At 71.3% G+C, this 16916-nt stretch carries 15 protein-coding genes and 1 pseudogene; 8 read left to right on the top strand and 8 right to left on the bottom strand.

Annotation, left to right across the window (positions count from 1 at the left end; genetic code table 11):
• On the bottom strand, window positions 1–1386 hold the full coding sequence (locus RPX00_RS39955) for a multiprotein-bridging factor 1 family protein (RefSeq protein ID WP_406633431.1): 1386 nt from the start codon (window positions 1384–1386) through the stop codon (window positions 1–3).
• Window positions 1387–1570: 184 nt separating this feature from the next.
• Here RPX00_RS39955 and RPX00_RS39950 point away from each other — a divergent pair, with 184 nt between their 5' ends.
• Window positions 1571–1951, top strand: a complete 381-nt coding sequence (locus tag RPX00_RS39950; RefSeq protein ID WP_406633429.1) for a hypothetical protein — start codon at window positions 1571–1573, stop codon at window positions 1949–1951.
• 101 nt (window positions 1952–2052) lie between these two features.
• On the opposite strand, the gene RPX00_RS39945 is transcribed toward RPX00_RS39950, so the two are convergent.
• A complete protein-coding gene (locus RPX00_RS39945; RefSeq protein ID WP_406633427.1) occupies window positions 2053–2910 on the bottom strand; it encodes a sigma-70 family RNA polymerase sigma factor in 858 nt (285 codons plus the stop codon).
• 73 nt (window positions 2911–2983) lie between these two features.
• On the opposite strand from RPX00_RS39945, the gene RPX00_RS39940 reads away from it, so the two are divergent.
• Window positions 2984–3670, top strand: coding sequence for an FMN-dependent NADH-azoreductase (locus tag RPX00_RS39940; RefSeq protein WP_406633425.1), 687 nt, complete (start codon window positions 2984–2986; stop codon window positions 3668–3670).
• Here the strand turns inward: RPX00_RS39940 and RPX00_RS39935 are convergent.
• A pseudogene (locus RPX00_RS39935) lies at window positions 3660–6297 on the bottom strand (glycoside hydrolase family 3 protein). The gene RPX00_RS39940 and the pseudogene RPX00_RS39935 overlap by 11 nt on opposite strands.
• A gap of 187 nt (window positions 6298–6484) precedes the next feature.
• Between RPX00_RS39935 and RPX00_RS39930 the strand changes: the two are divergent.
• Both RPX00_RS39930 and RPX00_RS39925 read left to right on the top strand, forming a co-directional pair.
• Window positions 6485–7672 (top strand): dienelactone hydrolase family protein, encoded by a 1188-nt coding sequence (locus tag RPX00_RS39930; protein WP_406633423.1) that lies wholly within the window; start codon window positions 6485–6487, stop codon window positions 7670–7672.
• 11 nt (window positions 7673–7683) lie between these two features.
• Window positions 7684–8328 carry a phosphate signaling complex PhoU family protein gene (locus RPX00_RS39925; protein ID WP_406633421.1) on the top strand — a complete coding sequence of 215 codons (645 nt, stop codon included), beginning with the start codon at window positions 7684–7686 and terminating at the stop codon, window positions 8326–8328.
• Here the strand turns inward: RPX00_RS39925 and RPX00_RS39920 are convergent.
• From RPX00_RS39920 to RPX00_RS39905, 4 genes are all read right to left on the bottom strand, one after another.
• The gene (locus RPX00_RS39920) at window positions 8240–9376 is read right to left on the bottom strand and encodes a phosphatase PAP2 family protein (protein WP_406633419.1); all 1137 of its coding nucleotides are present in this window, start codon (window positions 9374–9376) and stop codon (window positions 8240–8242) included. The two genes, RPX00_RS39925 and RPX00_RS39920, sit on opposite strands and share 89 nt — an antisense overlap.
• Before the next feature lie 118 nt (window positions 9377–9494).
• Window positions 9495–9881, bottom strand: a complete 387-nt coding sequence (locus RPX00_RS39915) for a hypothetical protein (RefSeq protein WP_406633417.1) — start codon at window positions 9879–9881, stop codon at window positions 9495–9497.
• Window positions 9878–11086, bottom strand: a complete 1209-nt coding sequence (gene ftsW / locus RPX00_RS39910) for a putative lipid II flippase FtsW (protein ID WP_406633415.1) — start codon at window positions 11084–11086, stop codon at window positions 9878–9880. Before ftsW ends, RPX00_RS39915 begins: the two co-directional genes overlap by 4 nt.
• Before the next feature lie 62 nt (window positions 11087–11148).
• On the bottom strand, window positions 11149–11520 hold the full coding sequence (locus RPX00_RS39905; RefSeq protein WP_406633413.1) for a winged helix-turn-helix transcriptional regulator: 372 nt from the start codon (window positions 11518–11520) through the stop codon (window positions 11149–11151).
• Between the two features lie 96 nt (window positions 11521–11616).
• On the opposite strand from RPX00_RS39905, the gene RPX00_RS39900 reads away from it, so the two are divergent.
• Together RPX00_RS39900 and RPX00_RS39895 are read left to right on the top strand one after the other, a co-directional pair.
• Complete coding sequence (locus RPX00_RS39900) at window positions 11617–12435, top strand: alpha/beta fold hydrolase (RefSeq protein ID WP_406633411.1); 819 nt, start codon at window positions 11617–11619, stop codon at window positions 12433–12435.
• Window positions 12426–13550 (top strand): hypothetical protein, encoded by a 1125-nt coding sequence (locus RPX00_RS39895; RefSeq protein ID WP_406633409.1) that lies wholly within the window; start codon window positions 12426–12428, stop codon window positions 13548–13550. The genes RPX00_RS39900 and RPX00_RS39895 overlap by 10 nt, the downstream gene beginning before the upstream one ends.
• Here the strand turns inward: RPX00_RS39895 and RPX00_RS39890 are convergent.
• A complete protein-coding gene (locus RPX00_RS39890) occupies window positions 13475–14473 on the bottom strand; it encodes a DMT family transporter (protein ID WP_406633407.1) in 999 nt (332 codons plus the stop codon). The two genes, RPX00_RS39895 and RPX00_RS39890, sit on opposite strands and share 76 nt — an antisense overlap.
• Window positions 14474–14565: 92 nt before the next feature.
• On the opposite strand from RPX00_RS39890, the gene RPX00_RS39885 reads away from it, so the two are divergent.
• Together RPX00_RS39885 and RPX00_RS39880 are read left to right on the top strand one after the other, a co-directional pair.
• Complete coding sequence (locus RPX00_RS39885) at window positions 14566–15456, top strand: LysR substrate-binding domain-containing protein (RefSeq protein ID WP_406643242.1); 891 nt, start codon at window positions 14566–14568, stop codon at window positions 15454–15456.
• 132 nt (window positions 15457–15588) lie between these two features.
• Window positions 15589–16908, top strand: coding sequence for an FAD-binding oxidoreductase (locus RPX00_RS39880; RefSeq protein ID WP_406633405.1), 1320 nt, complete (start codon window positions 15589–15591; stop codon window positions 16906–16908).
• Window positions 16909–16916 lie beyond the last annotated feature (8 nt).

The following is a 16916-nucleotide window of genomic DNA, read 5'->3' as shown; positions in this document are numbered from 1 at the left end:
TCACGCATGCAGTGCCTCGCGCAATTCCCGGACATACGGGCGGTTGTGCCACGGCTTGAGCACTCCGACGACCCGCCGGAGTTCTTCTTTCGTGCGGCGGGAGTTCGTTTCCGCCGCACGGTGGGCGGAGGCGAGGCCGGTTCTCGCCGCCTGGTCCGGTTCTCCGGAAAGCGCTAGAGAGTTTGCCATGAGAGACAGGAAGAATCCGTAGTCGCGACGGGAGAACTGGGTTTCCTTCAACGTTTTCTCGTACAGTTCCACCGACCGGCGCGGTTCGCCCGCTTCGGCGTAGCAGATGGCGGTCTGCATGTTCAGGAGAGTCGCGTTGAAATGCGCGCCCAGCGGCGATTCGACCGGACCGGCGTCGCTCAGCAGTTTCCACGCGACGTCGAGTTTGCGGTTCACCTGGTCCGCCGACGCGCCGAGCATCGCCTCGGCGCGGGCTTCCTGTTGCGCGGCTTCGGCTTGCAGCCGCTGCGGGAGCGACCAGGGGCCGGTGCGCACCGCCTTGGTGAGCACGAGCATGCGCTGCGGATCGCGTTCGTCGTAGGCGACCTGGGCTTTCTTGAGCAGAATGTAGCCCTGCATCGTGCTGTCGCCGGCTGCCTGCGCCCATTCCATCGCGCGGTCGTGCCAGTACAGCGAATCCTGGCTTTCCCGGCGGTCCCGGTAGAGCCAGCCGGCGAACTCCGCGCCCTCCGACCCGATTTGCAGCAGGTCCCGCTGATCGTCGGCGGTCGCCTCGCGGGCGATCCGGGTGATGATGTCCAGGACGCCGAGCGTCATCGGAAGGGTTTTGGCCGGCCCCCTTTCGCCGTCCTCGTATTTGTACTGGTCGAGCTGCCGCCGGAAATAATGCGTGACGGATTTGTCCATGTATCGCCGGGGATTCTCCAGTGCCCGGGCGACGTGTTCGGCCGAACCGATTCCCAGTGCGGGCAGAGCCGCGACCGGAAGTCCGTTCCTGAGCAGCGAGCGACGGCTGAGCGGGCTCATGGCGTCCCATTCTGTGATCGGAACCGCTGACGGGGCCGCCTCGCTGGCCGCGGACACGATCCGGCCGAGGACGCTGGCCGCGACAGTGGCCCCGTCCAGCGGCAGCGCCACCGGCCGTCCGTCCACGACGACCGGCAGCAGGATGCTGGACGCGTCCGGCGGTCTCCTGAGGTCCGCCGCGGTGCCTTCCCGGAGCAATTCCTCGAGCCGGGCGGGGCTGATGCGCAGGAGCCGGGCCAGCCGGTCGCGCCGGTGCGGGCGCGGTTCGGAACGTCCGGATTCCCAGGCACGGACGCTTTTCGCGTCGGCCGGGAGCAGTGCGGCGAGCTTTTCCTGCGTCAGGTTCGCCGCCTTGCGCGCCCGGACGAGTCCCACTCGGCGTTCGGCCATGCTCGGCACCCCTTCGCCACAACCCGGGGTCGTCAGATTACCGCAGGTCACCGTGCGCGGGGCAAGGCGATTCGCTCGGTTGCCGCCCGCTTTTCGCCCGGTTTGCTGGCTGGTCCAGGCCATTGCCCGGCTCCATGGTGGTGGGGCACAGCGAAGACACTTCCGAAGCCGAGGGGTGCGTCGCATGAAAGCAGCAGAGGCGCTCGACGAAGCGGCCCGCACCAGCCGTCCCGCGGTGATCGTCGTGTGTTGCCTGCTCCTGCTGCTGATCCTGGCCTCGATCTGGCTCTGGCGGGCCCGGCGGCCGATCCCGCCGCCGCGCGGACGGCCGACCGTGCGCGACCTCCAGGCGCGGCTGGACTACGAAGTCCAGGCCGAGATCGAAGAGGCCCGGCTCGCCGAATTCCGCCGGACGGCCGAGGAGGCCGCCGCCGAACGCTCGAAGAGCGACACCGAGGACACCGAGATCATCCCGAAAATCGAGGACGAGGAAGACGACGGGGACACCGTCGTCTTCCCGAACTGCCGGAAAAGGGAGAAACCTCGCAAGACTCGGTGCGGTTAGGAGCGTCCCGCCCATCGCTCACCGCACCGTTATGCCTGCCCCAGCCTGGCGCGGCACGCCACCTCCCCTGGGCTGGGGCAGGCCTCAATCCGTATAATGACCTATACGGCCGGGCAGGGAACCGTCGCGATCTCCATGGCCGCCAGCCGCTCGGGGCTCACCACCACTTCATACGCCTGGAGCAGACCACCCGAAACCTCGATCTTGAGCACCCCGACCAGCTGGCCGGCCGGAGCGAGCACCAGCCCGACATCCCCGTCGACGAGGGCGAGTTCGGCCAGCCGGGCGTTGCCCGCGAACAGCTTCGTGCCCTGCGCGACCTCGTCCGCCCCGCGCAGCACCGCGGCGGCGCCCGGCGGCAGCATCGCGGGATCGGTGTGCCGGACGACGTCCGGGGCCAGCACGGTCAGCAGCGTCGCGATGTCCCCGCCCCGCGCCGCGGACAGGAACGCCGTCACGACCTCCCGGTGCTCAGCCAGTTCCGCGGCCGGGACCGCCGGTTCCCCGCGCACCCGCGACCGCGCCCGGCTGGCGAGTTTCTTCGCGGTCGCCGGGGTGCGGTCGAGGATCGGGCCGACCGCGTCGAACGGCACCGCGAACAGGTCGTGCAGCACGAACGCCACCCGCTCCGGCGGGGCCAGCCGGTCCAGGACCACCAGCAGCGCCCGGCCGACCTCCCCGGCCAGCACGACCTCGTCCTCGGGAACCGTGCCGCCGGCGGCATCAGGCAATGAAGAGACCGGCGTTTCCCGGCGGGCTCGCAGTGCGTCCAGGCACAGCCGCGACACCACGGTCGTCAGCCAGCCGCCGAGGTTGTCGACGCCGGACGTGCGGCCCAGCCGCAGCCACGCTTCCTGCACGACGTCCTCGGCCTCGGCCGCGGAGCCCAGCATGCGGTAGGCCAGCGCGTGCAGCCGCGGGCGCTCGTCTTCGAAGCGCCGTGCCAGTGCGTCGTCCATCGGTCACCTTTTCCCGTCTCGATCCGTCATGAGGGTGCCGGCCCGAGGACCAAGGACGAGGAAGAGGAACCGGATGACCGTCATGCTAGCGCCCCTGCTGCACGTGGATTCGAGCGCCGACCGCGAGGCGTCGGTGAGCAGGCAGCTGGGCGCGCTGTTCGCCGACGAGTGGCGGAGAGGCGGCGGGACGGTGCGCCACCGCGACGTTTCCGCCGAACCGGTGCCGCCGCTGCGCGAGGCGTACGCGCGGCTCGGCCGCCGGGTCGAACGCAAGGGAGTGCTGTCGCTGGAAGACATCGCGACGCTGATCGCGGACGCCGACGAACAGCGCGAATGGGATCTGACGCTGCCGCTGGTCACCGAGGTGCGCGAAGCCCGCGCTGTGCTGCTCGGGGTGCCGATGTACAACTTCGGTATCCCGGCGACGCTCAAGGCGTGGATCGACCGGATCAGCTTCCCGGGCGTGTTCGCCGACCCGGAGACCGGCCGGAAACTGCTGGCGGACAAGGACTTTGTGATCGTCAACGCCCGCGGCGGCGGATACGGCCCGGGCACGCCACGGGAGAGGTTCGAGTTCCAGGAGTCGTATCTGCGCGCCTACCTCAGCGACAAAGGCGTCGAGCGGCTGACGTTCGCGTCCCAGGAGTTCACCCGTGTCGGCGACGTCCCGGCGCTGGACGGGCTCGAAGACCTGGCCGCCGCGTCGCGCACGGCGGCCAGGTCCCGGGTCGTCGAAACCGCCCGACGGCTCATCCGGTGAGGTCAGAGCACTTCCGCGCGTCCGGATCCTTCGCCCCGCCCGGCGACCACCGCACGTTCGCGAACGACGCGGAGAACGCGCCGTCGGTGTAGACCAGGAACGGCGTGTCGACGCTCTCGAAGTCCAGCCCGCTCGCGAAGCAGGACAACGGGATCTTCACCGTCGACTTCTGCCCGGCGGGCAGATCGCCGAACAGCTTCGTGGCGTTGACCTCGGACGAGCACGGGTAGACGCAGTGCAGGCTGACGACCGTCCGGTTCACCGGCGGGGAATGCACGATCACGTCGAACTCGAGCGCGCCGTCGGCGTTGAGGTAGCCGCGCAGGTCGTCGGTGCCGCCGGGATGCTGCGAGTACAGCTGTGCCGCGCCGGTGCCGGTCCACGTCGCTTTCAGGCCGTCTCCCTGGACGTTGACGTCGGCCGGCGCCACGCTGATCTCCGGATGCGCGGCGGTGCCGTCGGAGCCGATCTCGGTGCCGCCCCAGTTCGCCGCCGAACCGATGAAACTCTTGTACGGCGCGACATCCGTGCGGTCGTAGATCGGCAGGTCCTCGGTCGCGGTGCCGCCGCCTCCGGTCGATCCGCAGCGCACCGGGCCTTCCGTCTCGTCGAGCTTGCCGACGGTGGTCCGCTGGTTCGAGATGAGGCCGTAGCCGAGCGCGAACAGCGGGTCGTAGCCGGGACTCCACGGGTTGAGCGGCGTCTGGCACGCACTCTTCGGCCAGGAGTAAGGCAGTTTGCCGTGGTATCCGCCGCGGTCCTTGCCGCGCACCAGCATGTCCGCGACGCCACCGCCCTCGGTGCCGGGCAGCCAAGCGGCGACGAACGCGTCGGAACGGTTGAGTTCCTTGTTGACGTACAGCGGACGGCCGCTGACGTACACGGTCACCACCGGAGTGCCCTTGCCGCTGACTTTGTCCAGCACCGCAAGGTCTTCCGGATACAGCTTCGCCGCTTCAAGGCTCTTGCGCTGCAGATCGCCGACGCCTTCCGCGTACGGAGTCTCGCCGATCACGGCGATGACGGCGTCGTAACCCTTCGGATCGACGGTGCCTGTCGGGTCGAAGGTGACGTTGGCGAGATCTTCCTTGAGCCCGGCGAGAATCGAGGTGGCGCCGGGGAAGTCCGCGTTGGTGTTCCCGGTGCCCTGCCAGGTCAGCGTCCAGCCGCCGGTCTGGTTCTGGATGCTGTCCGCGCTCTTGCCGACCACGAGCACCTTCGCGTTGCGCGCCAAGGGAAGCACGTTGCCGTTGTTCTTCAGCAGCGTCTGCGACTTGCGCACCGCTTCGCGGGCGAGCGCCTTGTCCGTGAGCGCGTCCGCCGAACCTGCGTACCAGCGCTGCAGAAGGCTTGCGCTCCTCGAACAGCCCGGCGCGCATCTTGACCCGCAGGATCCGGGTGACCGCGTCGTCGATGCGCGACATCGGGATCTCGCCGCCGCGCACCTGGGCGACGGTGTTGGCGATGAAGGCCTTCCAGTCGTTCGGGACCATCACCACGTCGATGCCCGCGTTGATCGCGCGCGGGCAGCTCGCGTTGGTGCAGCCGGACACCTGGCCGATGCCGTTCCAGTCGGACACGACCAGGCCGTCGAAGCCCATCTTGCCCTTGAGGATCTGGTTGAGGACCTTGTCGCTGCCGTGGATCTTGCCCTCGTTGATGCCGAGGTCGGGATTGGTCCAGCTGTTGAACGACGCCATGACCGTCTGCGCGCCCGCGGCGAGCGCGCCGTAGTAGCCCTGGCCGTGGAGGTTGATCATGTCTGCTTCGGACGACGCGTTGACGCCCTGGTCCTGGCCGCCGGTGGTGCCGCCGTCGCCGATGAAGTGCTTGGCGGTGCCGATCACGCCGCCCGGCCCGATGCGCAGCCGCGCGCCGTCCTGCAGGCCGTTCATGGCCTCGTATCCGTAGGCGCGCGTGATGCGCGGATCCTCGGAGAAGCCTTCGTACGTGCGGCCCCAGCGGTCGTCCTGGACGACGGCGAGCGTCGGCGCGAACGCCCAGTCCTGGCCGGTCGCCCGGATCTGCCGCGCGGTGGAGTTCTCGACGTCGCGCACCAGGCACGGGTCGTGTGCCGCGCCGAGCGCGATGTTCTGCGGGAAGACGGTGGAGCCGTACACATTGTTGTTGCCGTGCACGGCATCTATGCCCCAAATTACCGGGATCTTTGCCCGGGTGGCCTTGGCCGCGTCCCAATAGGAATCCGCGAGCTTCAGCCAGTCCTGCCGGCTCGCGTGCTTGTTCCCGCCGGGCCACGATCCGCCGCCGTTGAGCACGGACCCGATCGCGTACTGGGTCACCTCGGCCGGGGTGATCGCGGCGATCTCCGGCTGGGTCATCTGCCCGACTTTTTCCTCCAGCGACATGCCGGAGACGATCTGCTTGATCCGCCATTCGTCGACCGGGTTCTTCGGCATCGCGCTGCGCACCTTCGGCCAGTCCGGCAGCGTGGGCAGCGAGTTTTCGATGCGGGCACAGCCATTCCGGTCGAGCGCGGGACGGCCGATTTCCGGCTGGCCCGGGGGAGCGGCTTGCGCGGTTTGCGCGGGAACGAGCCCGCCAAGGAGGACGAGTGCGGCGAGGGCGACCCGGTTCCGGGCGCGCGGGGAGCGAGGAGGTCTGGCCATCGACAGTCCGTTCTGCGGAGGGCGGCCCGGATCGGGCCTCGTGATCCTGACCGGGCAAACCGGACCCGTCAATCCGCCGACCGCAGTGGTTCAGTCCATTGACGGGACAGGAAACGGGACAGCGGCGGAATCGCGAACGGGGATAGATTGATTGCGTACGGACTGCAAGCAATGGAGGACAAAGCGGATGCGCAAGGAAAAGCCGGACGTTCCCGCCGCCGACGGGCCCGCGGACGCGTACCTGGTCGTGCCGGACGGCGGGCCGCATCCCGGGGTGCTGCTCTTCCCGGACGCGTTCGGGCTGCGGCCGCGGATCGAGGAGATGGCCGACCGCATCGCGGAGGCGGGTTATGCCGTGCTGGCCCCGAATCTGCTCTACCGCGGCGGCCGGACGCCGCTGGTGGACTTCGCCGCGCTGGAAGACCCGGAGCGGCGCGGCGAGGTCTTCGGCAAGCTGATGCCGCTGATCGAAGCCCTGGACACCGAGGCGATGACCCGGGACGCGGAGAAGTACCTCGACTGGTTCGCCGCGCAGGACGGCGTCGCCGAGGGTCCGGTCGTGATCACCGGCTACTGCATGGGCGGCACGAACGCGCTGCGCGTGATCGAGGCGTTCCCGGACCGGGTCAAGGCGATCGCGTCGTTCCACGGCGGACGGCTCGCCACCGACCAGCCGGACAGCCCGCACCTGCGGGTCGGCTCGATCACCGGGGAGGTGTACTTCGGGCACGCCGACCAGGACCCGTCGGCCACCGCCGAGCAGATCAAGACGCTGGAAAACGCCCTCGACGAGGCCGGGGTGACCTACCGGTCGGAGGTCTACGAGGGCGCGTCGCACGGCTTCACGATGTCGGACACGGCGGCGTACCACGAAGAGGGGAGAAGCGGCACTGGGAGAACCTGTTCGCGCTGCTCGAGCGGGTGCGCTGACCCGCGCCTGACCAGGGCCTGGCTCGCGGGACGCGCTCGCGGCCGGGCCCTGCGCGCGGAATCGGCGGCGGCCGTTTACGCTGGCCGCATGGCCGAAGGTGCGCTGTGCCGCGAACCGGTGGAGCTGACCGGGCGCGAGCGCTCGGTCCTGCGGAGCGTCGCGGTCCGCGGGACGGAGCCCGAGCTGTTCTGCGAGCTGGAGGCCGGGCACGGCCACGAGCACGCGACCCCCGTCGGCGGACGCGGCGAGGAGCCGCTGATGTGGCTGCGCTGGTGGCCCGGCCGCCGGGTCCTGGAGACCCGGGCGGCGTGCGGCGCGGAGTCCGACGAAGGCGTGTTCTGCCGCGTTCCCGGCGGGCACGAGGGCAGCCACAGCTACGAGCTGGCCGAGCCCGAGGAGGCCTGGCCGCTGGCCGACGCGGGCCTGTCCGGCGGCCGCCGGTAAAGTCGCTCGACATGCGCGAAGGCTTCCAGGACGACCTGAAACAGCTCGACGGGCGTCTGGCGGCGATGGCCGAGGCGGCGGCGGAGGCGATGCGCCGGGCCACCCGGGCGCTGCTGGCCATGGACCTGCCGCTGGCCGAGCAGGTGCTCAGCGGCGACGCTGACCTCGACGACCAGCGCGCCGCCTGCGAGGACGAGGCGTACTCGCTGCTCGCCCTGCAGGCCCCGGTGGCGGGCGACCTGCGCGCGGTGCTGGCCGCGGTGTACTGCGCGGAGAAGCTGGAGCGGATGGGCGACCTGGCGGCGCACGTCGCGGGCACCGCCCGGCGCGGCCACCCCGAACCGGCCGTGCCCGCCGACCTGGAACCGGTGTTCGCCGAACTCGGCGAGGTCACCTCGGCGATGGCCGACCGGCTCGCCGACCTCGTGCACGGCGAGGCCCGCGGCGGCTACGCCGAGCTGAGCCGCGCCGACGAGCGCGTGGACGCGCTGCACGCCCGGGTGATGGCGACGGTCACCTCGCCGGAATGGGCGCACGACCAGCGGATCGCGGTCGGGCTGACCCTGCTCACCCGTTTCTACGAGCGTTTCGCCGACCAGGCGGTGTCGGTCGCGAAGCGCCTGGAGTTCGCCGCGACGGGCGATCTCCCGGGCTGACCTCCGGCGGCGGACCGGCCGGAGCCTGATTCGACGGACGCGGCGGCGGCGACCCCGCGGCGCGCGCCTGGGGCGGGCCCGCCGGACGGGGCTGCTGCGGCCGGACCGGGCGGGCCGGCGGCTGGTTGGCCGCGCGGGCCTGAGGCGGTGCGGGCGGACGCGGCGGGGCTTCCGCTGACCGCGGCTGGGGTGCGGCGGCGCGCAGGGGCTGCGAGTTCTGAGGCCGGGCGGAACGCGGCTGAGGCGCGGCGGTACGCGTGGGCTGCGGGTTCTGCGGCGGGGCGGCAATGCGGGTGGGTTGCGACTTCTGCGGGGCATTGGCGGTGCGCATCGGCTGCGAATTCTGCCGCCGCGGCGGCGGACCCTGCGGCGGCCGGGTACCGGCGACTCGACCCGGCGCACCGTCCACACGAGACTCTTCCTCCGCCGGAGCGGCTTCCTCCGGCACCACACCCAGCAACCCGAACGGCACCTTCCCGGCGAACCGCTGCACGACCCCGGTCGCCAGACCGAGCGCGTACCGCTGCAACACCAACGCCACCCCGGCGCCGAGCGCGAGCCCGATCAGTACGTCGTGCGGGTAATGCGCCCCCACGAACACCCGCGAGAACCCCATCGACGCGGCGAACACCGCGAGCCACGGCGCGCCCTTGCGCCAGGCGAAAGCCCCGCCGAGCGCGACGGCCGCCGCGATCGTCGAGTGGTTGCTGGGAAACGACCAGTCGCCCGCCGGCGGGCACGTGCCGACGATCGCCGACGGCGGAAGCCCCCGGCACGGCCGTTGTTCGTGGACGAAGGCCTTGATGATCTCGCTCAGCACGTACGCCGCTATCGTGCCCGTGGGGACCAGCAGCGCGGCGGCCATCCGCTCGGCCGAGCCGGTCTGGCGGGCCCGCCACCAGAGCCAGGCGAAGAACGGGGCGACGAGGACCAGGCCGTAGGACGTGTACGCCAGCACGAGTGCCTGCACCCAGCCGGGCATCGCGAGGCCGAAGTGGGTGATCGCGTCGTACGTCTCGCTGCCCGAAGCTCCGTCCGTGCTCGGCATACCGCCCCTCTCCGGTCCGCCGGTTCGCCAGGCGGCCATCTCGCGTTCACCCGAAGGTCACCAGCGTACCGAGAAGCGGAGAGAGGTCCGCGATCCCCTTGTGGATCTAGGGAGCGGATCAGGAGTCGGTGGTGTGCTTGCAGGTCACCGGCTGTCCGGGACCGGGGGCGCTCGCCTTGGCGAGTTCCTTCTTCTTGTCTAGCAGGATCCGGCAGCTGAGCGTCGCGGCGGTGGACGGCGTCGCGGTGACCGACGCGTCCTGCCCGGCGCTGACCACGACGTCCTGCTTCCACGGCAGCCCGAGCGGGCCGGTGAGCTGGTGCTGGGCGACCTTGTTCTCGTACCGGTTGCCCGATTCGCCGTAGGAGACGCCGGTGGCGGTGGTCTGCTGGTCGGCGGTGACCTCGTAGGTGATCGCCCACGACTTGCCGGTCGGATTGGAACACGCGGCGAGTCCGGCGAGCGCGACCGCCGCGAAAGTAGCGGAGAGTGCCTTCTTGATCACGCTCGGACTGTACCGGAGCCGCTGTTCCGCAGCCCGGCGAGGAACGTCCGCGCGGTCGGTTCCTCCCGCGCGGCCCGGGCGAGGATCCCGAACTGCAGCATCGTGACCACGAGCGACGTCCCGCCCGCGGACACCAGCGGCAGCGTCACGCCGGTCACCGGCAGCGCGCCCGCGACGTACCCGATGTTGATGAGCGCCTGCGCGACCAGCAGCAACGTGGTGGTCGCGGCGACCAGTCGCACCCACGGATCGGCGACCCGTGCCGCGGTGCGCAGCCCGGTCGCCGCGAGGAGGCCGAAGAGCCCCAGCACCACGAGGCAGCCGGCGAAGCCGAGTTCCTCGCCGACGAGCGCGAAGACGAAATCGTTCTGCACGTCCGGCAGGTAGCTCCACTTCGCCGCGCCCTGGCCGAACCCGACGCCGAACCAGCCGCCGTCGGCGAGGGCGTACTGCGCCTGCTGCGCTTGGTAGCCGTTGCCGCTCGAATCGGGATTCGGCGAAAGAAAAGAAAGGATGCGTTCGAGTCGATAACTGGCGAAAAGGGCGAGCCCGACGATTCCGGCGACGCCGCCGGCGAGGATCGCGGCGAACAACCGCTTCGGCGCACCGGCGAACCACAGCAATCCCATGGTGATCAGCGCGAGCGTGACCGTGCCGCTCAGATTCGGCTGGGCCAGCAGCAACGCGCACAACGCGAGCGTCACCGGCAGCAGCGGCACGAGCAGATGCCGCCAATGGTGCAGCACCTTCTGCTTCGACACCAGCAGATGCGCGCCCCACAGCACCAGCGCGACCTTGGCGATCTCCACTGGCTGCAAGGTGATCGGCCCGGCGGCGAGCCAGCGCTGGGCGCCGCCGTGGTCGGAGCCCAAGGGTGTGAGCACGAGAAGCAGCAGTGCGAACGCGGCGGCGAGCGCCGGGGTGGCGGCCTTGCGCAGCAAGGAAAACGGGATGCGCAGGCCGAGCGCGAAAGCGACCGCTCCGAGTGCGACGAAGGTCAGGTGCCGGAGAAAGTCTTGGTACACCCCGGTCCCGGCGGCGGGATTGGCCGCGGCGGCCGACGACGACAGCGCCATCACCGCGCCGAGCAGCGTCAGCAGCGCCCAGATCGCGACGATGATCCGGAACGAGGCGAGCGGATGCGCGAAAAACCGGCCGATCGCGTGCCGGGCGGGTTCGCGGTCCGGTTCGGTTGGCGACTCCACAGCGCGGAGTGTGTGCCGTATTCGCTTCGAGGTGGCCGACCGACTCGCCCGCGTCCGGAAATTTATCGCCCGGATTCCTGATTGGCCCGGTCGACCTCGGCCATGTGTTCCTCCGCCCACGTCCGCAATACCGCGAGCGCGGATTCCAGCGACGCGCCCAGCCCGGTGAGCCGGTAATGCACCTTCGGCGGCACCGTCGCTTCGACCCGGCGCGAGACGAGACCGTCGCGGACGAGGCTTTGCAGGGTCACCGAGAGCATTTTCTGCGACACCCCGGGGATGCGCCGGCGGAGGTCGGCGAACCGCACCTCGTCCGGCGCGGCCTCGGCGAGGATCTTCACCGTCATCGACGTCCACTTCGTGCCGATCCGGTCGAGCAGCCGCCGCGTCGGGCAGGCCGGGTCGAACAGATCGCCACGGGCGGAGGGGGTCACCTCGGGCTCACCACCTGTCGGGAAAGTGCCGTCTTGGCGGCACTGCTGGAGTTACCTACCGTGTGCTGGTAACCAATGGTAACCACAGGAGGCGGGATGCGGGTCGAAGCGAACGGGGTGCGGCTGAACGTCGCGGTCGAGGGCAGCGGTCCGGCGCTGGTGCTGCTGCACGGGTTCCCGCACACCTGGCAGCTGTGGCGTGAGGTCATCCCGGCGCTCGCCGAGCGGTACCGGGTGATCGCGCCGGACCTGCGCGGGCTGGGCGGGAGCAGCCGTCCGGAGAACGGCTTCGACGCGGAGGCAGTCGCCGCTGATGTCGCGGCCCTGCTCGACGCGCTGGGGGAGCCGGACGCCGACGTCGTGGCTACCGACCTGTCCGTGGCGGGTGCGTTGCTGCTGGCGTTGCGGCAGCCCGAGCGCGTGCGCCGCCTCGTGCTGATGGAGGGGCTGCCCTGGGGTTTCCGCGCGGGCAGCCCGCCGTGGTGGTTCGGTTTCCACGCGGTGCCGGGCCTCGCCGAGACTGTCCTTAGTGGACACGAGACGGAGTACGTCGGCTGGTTCCTCGATCAGGGCACGCTCGGCCGCGGTGTTCCGGCGGAGATCCACGCGGCCTTTGCCGAGGCGTACACCGGCACTGAGGCGCTTCGCTGCGCCTTCGAGTACTACCGGGCGTTGCCGGAAAGCGCCCGCCAGCTGACCGAAGCGGCGGAGAAGCGGCTCACCGTGCCGACCATGGCGATCGGCGCGAACCCGCTGGGAGACGCGCTGGAGCAGCAGCTGAGCCCGATCGCCGACGACCTGACCGGGCACGTGCTGCCGGACTGCGGGCACCTGATCCCGCTGGACCGTCCGCGCGAGTTTCTCGATCTCCTGCTGCCGTTCCTGTCCCGGGAGATACTGACCGGGTGTCGTTGACGTCCGAGCTGGCTGACCCGGGAGGGAAACTCGCGCGCTGGTGCGCGCGGGTCTTCACCGGCACGGCCGCGGCCGCGCGCCGAGTCGAGGAGGCGACGAACGGCGTCCGTCCGATCCGGCCGGCGCTCGCCCGTCCGCCGCGCCAGCACTGGGCGGAGATCGGCGGCGCGTTCGGCCAGCGGATCGCCGACCTCGTCCAGCCCGCGCCGCCGTACTACGCGCTGCTCGGGATGGTCCGCGCGCAATGGGGCAACGGCCCGTGGGCGCACGCGCAAGCCGCCGAGTACCCGACGCACGACGAACTCCCGCCGGAGTACCGGGCGCGGGCGCTCGGCATCCGTCCGGCGGCGGTGACCTGGCTCGATCTCGGCGACGGAATGCCGGACGGCGACGCGCTGCCGGGCGCGCAGGAGCTGTGGGGCGATCTGCTGGAACGCGCCCGCCGTTACCAGGCGCAGCACGCCCCGCCCGGCACGCTCGGCGGACCGGGCGCCGAAGCCGGGCTGGCGCGGACGAACTGGGTGCTGTCGGCGTGCGAGGACATCTACCGCTCCGGCCGGATCGACCCTCGGCTCGCCCGGGTCGTCGACGGCGGCGGCACGGTCGCGGACCTGCGCGCCCTGCCCACGGACGCACAGGTCGCCGAACTGGCAGACCTCGCGAAACGCTTACACGACAACGGCGCCCTGTGGGAACTGCGCCGCCTCGCCGGTGCGCCGCCGGACGGACATCCGCTCGGGATCGCCGGTCCGACCATCGTGCCCGGCTGGGCGGACGGCGACCTCCTGCTCGGTCGGCTCGATCCGGAAGCGGGGATCGACGAGGGGACGCTGCTGGACGTGAAGACCGTGCTGACCGTCGGCGATCCGGACCGGGCCGGGCGCTGGCTGTGGCAGATCCTGCTGTACGCCTGGCTCGACGTCGCCGACCTGTACCGGATCCGCGACGTCGGGCTGCTGCTCGGGCGGCACGGCAAGCTGGTCTGCTGGCCGGTCGACGAGCTGGCGGCGGAACTGCTCGGCGGGGACGGCCTGGTCGATCACCGCCGCGACGAGTTCAGGGACATGGCGCGCGGGCTGCTCGACGCGGTCGGGCTGAGCTTGGCCGACGGCTGAACCGCGGGCTTCTTCGCCGCGCCGCGACCGGCGAAACAGACCGCGGCGAGCACGATCACGCAGCCGACGAGCTGCAGCGCGCCCGGCCGTTCGCTCAGCAGCAGGAACCCGAACGCGACCGCGCCGACCGGCTGCAGCAGCATCATCGTCGCGCCGGTCGAGGCCGCCAGCCGGGGCAGCGCTCCGGCGATCAGCAGCCATCCGACGACCTGGCCGATGATGGCCAGCGCCGCGAACCAGCCGAGCGACGGCAGGCTGGGCGCGAGATCGAGGCGGCCGAAGGGCAGTCCGAGCACGACTGACACGAAGCCCGCCGACACGGTGGCCAGCGAAAGCGAGCGAACCTGGGTCGCGGGGCTGCTGCTGAGCCGGAGCAGCAGCAGGTACCCCGAGTAGCCCGCCCCGGCGGCGAGCGCGAAAACCAGGCCCAGCACCGGGTCCGAGCCGGTCATCGACGAACCGAACACGCCGCCGGCGAGCACGATCCCGACGATCAGCGTCGGCGCGACGAACTTGAACCGCGGGTCGGGCCGTTCCTTGAGGAAGACGAACGCCAGCAGCGGCACGATCACCACCTGCACCGACAGCAGCATGGTCGCGACCCCGGCCCCGACGCGCGGGATCGCCTCGCCCCACAGGACGAAGTCGAGCCCGAGGCCGAGCCCGGCCAGCAGCGGCAGCAGGATCTTCGCGCGCACGCCGGTCCGCCGCGCCTCGCTGACGGCCAGCACCGCGAGCAGCGGCAGCGCGAGGGCGCAGCGCCAGAACGCGCTGGTCGCCCCGCTCGCCCCGGAAACCTTGATGAGCACCGAGGTCAGCGCGACGCACAGGCAGCCGGCGGCGGCCAGCAGCCGAGGGTCGGCGCGGCCGGTGAGCGCGGCGATCGGACCGGCGGTCGGCAACGGGGCGGAGGGGGTGGTCATGCCTTCTATGGTGGGGTCGCTAACTATCAAGGACAAGTGAATGTTCCTGCGGAAAATCCGGTAGCATCACTACCGTGTTCAGTGTGGATCGGATGCGCGCCCTGCACGCGGTCGCGCAGCACGGATCGGTCGCCCGCGCGGCGGCCGCGCTGCACGTCACGCCGTCCGGGGTGTCGCAGCAGCTGGCGAAACTCGAGCGGGAAGCGGGCTTGGCCCTGCTGGAGCCGCGCGGCCGGACGGTGCGGCTCACGCGCGCCGGGCAGGTGCTGGTCGGGCACGCCGAACGAGTGCTGGCTCAGCTGGCCGAGGCGCGCACGGATCTCGAACGGCTGCGCGAGGACGTGTTCGGGCCGTTGCGGATCGGGGCGATCGCGACGTGTGTGCACGCCCTGCTGCCGCCCGCGCTGGCCACGCTCACCGAGCAGCACCCGCGGCTGGACGTGACGCTCGGCGAGGGCGAGGCCGAGCAGACGCTGCCGAAGGTGGTCGCCGGCGACCTCGATCTGGCGGTGTTCGAAAGCTGGGCGGCGCGGCCGACGGTGGTGCCGCCGGGCATCACGCAGGTCACGCTGTTCTCCGACGTCGCCGATCTGGCGCTGCCCGCCGGGCACCGGCTCGCGCACCGGCGCACGGTCGATCTCGGCGAGGTGGACGACGTGTCGTGGATCAGCTGGACCGGCCGGTCCGGCTGCTACGAATGGCTCGTGCACGTGCTCCGCTCGCAGGATCTGGAGCCGCGGATCAGCTGCACCATCGGGAGTTACGTGACGCAGCTGGCGCTCGTCGCGGGCAACGTCGGGGCCGCGCTCGTGCCGCGGCTGGCTCGCGGCCCGGTGCCGGACGGCGTCCGGATGCTGGCCACCCGGCCGGTGCTGAACCGCACGATCATCGCCGCGTGCCGGTCCGGCGAGGAGTCGCACGGCGGGGTCCGGGCGGCGCTGGACGCGCTCGGCGAGGCGTCGGCGGCGTATGTCAACCACTGAGGTCCGGCGCGGCTTCGCCGGTGCACGATGAGGACGGCAACCTGCCTTCGCACGCCTGAATGGTGCTTTCGCAGCAGTCCTTTGCGGTCGGTCCGGCCCTAGAGTCGAACCCGACGAGGAGGGGAGCCGCGAATGACTGCCGAGGAGGCCGCCCGTGTGTTGCGGGCGCGACTGTCTGCCGGGCAAGTGCACACGTCCGGACCCGGCTACGACTCGGCGGCGGCGGTGTGGAACGGCGCCGTCGCCGCGCGTCCGGCCGTGGTGGTGGAGTGCCGGAGCACGGCGGATGTCCAGGCCGCGGTCCGGGCCGCGCGCGAATTGGGCTTGCCGTTGTCCGTGCGCAGCGGCGGCCACGACTGGGCCGGACGGGCGGTGGCGGACGGCGGGATCACGCTCGATCTGCGGCCGATGAACCGGGTGGTGGTCGATGCCGGGCGGCGGGCCGCGGTCGTCGGCGGCGGTGCCCTGGTGAACGACGTGCTTGCTGCCGCTGAACCGCACGGCTTGATCGCCGCGTCCGGCACGATCGGCTCGGTCGGGTTCGCGGGGCTTTCGCTCGGCGGCGGATACGGTCCGTTCGCCGGGAAATTCGGGCTGGCCGCGGACAATCTGCTCGGTGCCGAGATCGTCCTGGCGGACGGCGAGGTGGTGCTGGCCAACGCTTCGCGGCTGCCGGACCTGTGGTGGGCGCTGCGGGGCGGCGGCGGGAATTTCGGCGTGGTGACGTCGCTCGGGCTGCGATTGCACGAGGCACCGCAGATCACGACCGGCCCGGTCTGGTACCCGATCGCCGACGCCGCCCGGGTTTTCGCCGAGGTAGCCGAAATCCAGGCGAGCGCGCCGGACGAACTCACCGTGCAGACCGGCGTGCTCGCCACGCCGGACGGCGCGCTGTGCGTGCTGGTCTGGCCGACCTGGTGCGGCGCGGCTGACCCCGACGGCTTCCTAGCGCGGCTCGGCACGCCGCTGGCCGCGCAGATCGCGCCGGTCTCGTCGTACGCGGCGGAGATCGCCGGCCGGGACGCGATGTTCCCGGCCGGCCGCTCGGTGACCATCCGCACGCGGTCGCTCCCGGCGTTCACCCCGGCCGTCGTCGAGGTGCTGGCGGCGCAGGCGGAAACCCGCACGTCGCCGTTGTCCGGGCTGTCGATCCACCACTTCCACGGACGGGCCGCGCGGGTGTCCCCGACGGACACGCCGTTCCCGCTGCGCGAGGACCATCTGATGGTCGAGGTGCTCGGGCTGGGGGAGGGGAACGACGACCGGGTGTGGGCAGACGCGACGTCGGCGGCGCTGGCGGCGCACGCGCTGCCCGGCGGCTACGCGAATCTGCTCGGAACGGATGTGCCGGAACAGTCAACGGACGCTTTCGGCCATAATGCTTCCCGGCTCCGCGATATCAAGCACCGGTACGATCCGGACGGCGTTTTCCACGCTATTCCGCTGGCCTGAACCGGTGC

It is taken from the genome of Amycolatopsis sp. WGS_07 (assembly GCF_045278895.1).
Taxonomy (GTDB): Bacteria; Actinomycetota; Actinomycetes; order Mycobacteriales; family Pseudonocardiaceae; genus Amycolatopsis.
This window is presented reverse-complemented; position numbering and strand designations above follow the sequence as displayed.

What these genes read in the sequence shown, in the direction of transcription:
- RPX00_RS39955 (WP_406633431.1), bottom strand. Translation starts at nt 1,386, where the DNA reads ATGGCCGAACGCCGAGTGGGACTCGTCCGGGCGCGCAAGGCGGCGAAC.
- RPX00_RS39950 (WP_406633429.1), top strand. Translation starts at nt 1,571, where the DNA reads ATGAAAGCAGCAGAGGCGCTCGACGAAGCGGCCCGCACCAGCCGTCCC.
- RPX00_RS39945 (WP_406633427.1), bottom strand. Translation starts at nt 2,910, where the DNA reads ATGGACGACGCACTGGCACGGCGCTTCGAAGACGAGCGCCCGCGGCTG.
- RPX00_RS39940 (WP_406633425.1), top strand. Translation starts at nt 2,984, where the DNA reads ATGACCGTCATGCTAGCGCCCCTGCTGCACGTGGATTCGAGCGCCGAC.
- RPX00_RS39930 (WP_406633423.1), top strand. Translation starts at nt 6,485, where the DNA reads ATGCGCAAGGAAAAGCCGGACGTTCCCGCCGCCGACGGGCCCGCGGAC.
- RPX00_RS39925 (WP_406633421.1), top strand. Translation starts at nt 7,684, where the DNA reads ATGCGCGAAGGCTTCCAGGACGACCTGAAACAGCTCGACGGGCGTCTG.
- RPX00_RS39920 (WP_406633419.1), bottom strand. Translation starts at nt 9,376, where the DNA reads ATGCCGAGCACGGACGGAGCTTCGGGCAGCGAGACGTACGACGCGATC.
- RPX00_RS39900 (WP_406633411.1), top strand. Translation starts at nt 11,617, where the DNA reads ATGCGGGTCGAAGCGAACGGGGTGCGGCTGAACGTCGCGGTCGAGGGC.
- RPX00_RS39890 (WP_406633407.1), bottom strand. Translation starts at nt 14,473, where the DNA reads ATGACCACCCCCTCCGCCCCGTTGCCGACCGCCGGTCCGATCGCCGCG.
- RPX00_RS39885 (WP_406643242.1), top strand. Translation starts at nt 14,566, where the DNA reads ATGCGCGCCCTGCACGCGGTCGCGCAGCACGGATCGGTCGCCCGCGCG.
- RPX00_RS39880 (WP_406633405.1), top strand. Translation starts at nt 15,589, where the DNA reads ATGACTGCCGAGGAGGCCGCCCGTGTGTTGCGGGCGCGACTGTCTGCC.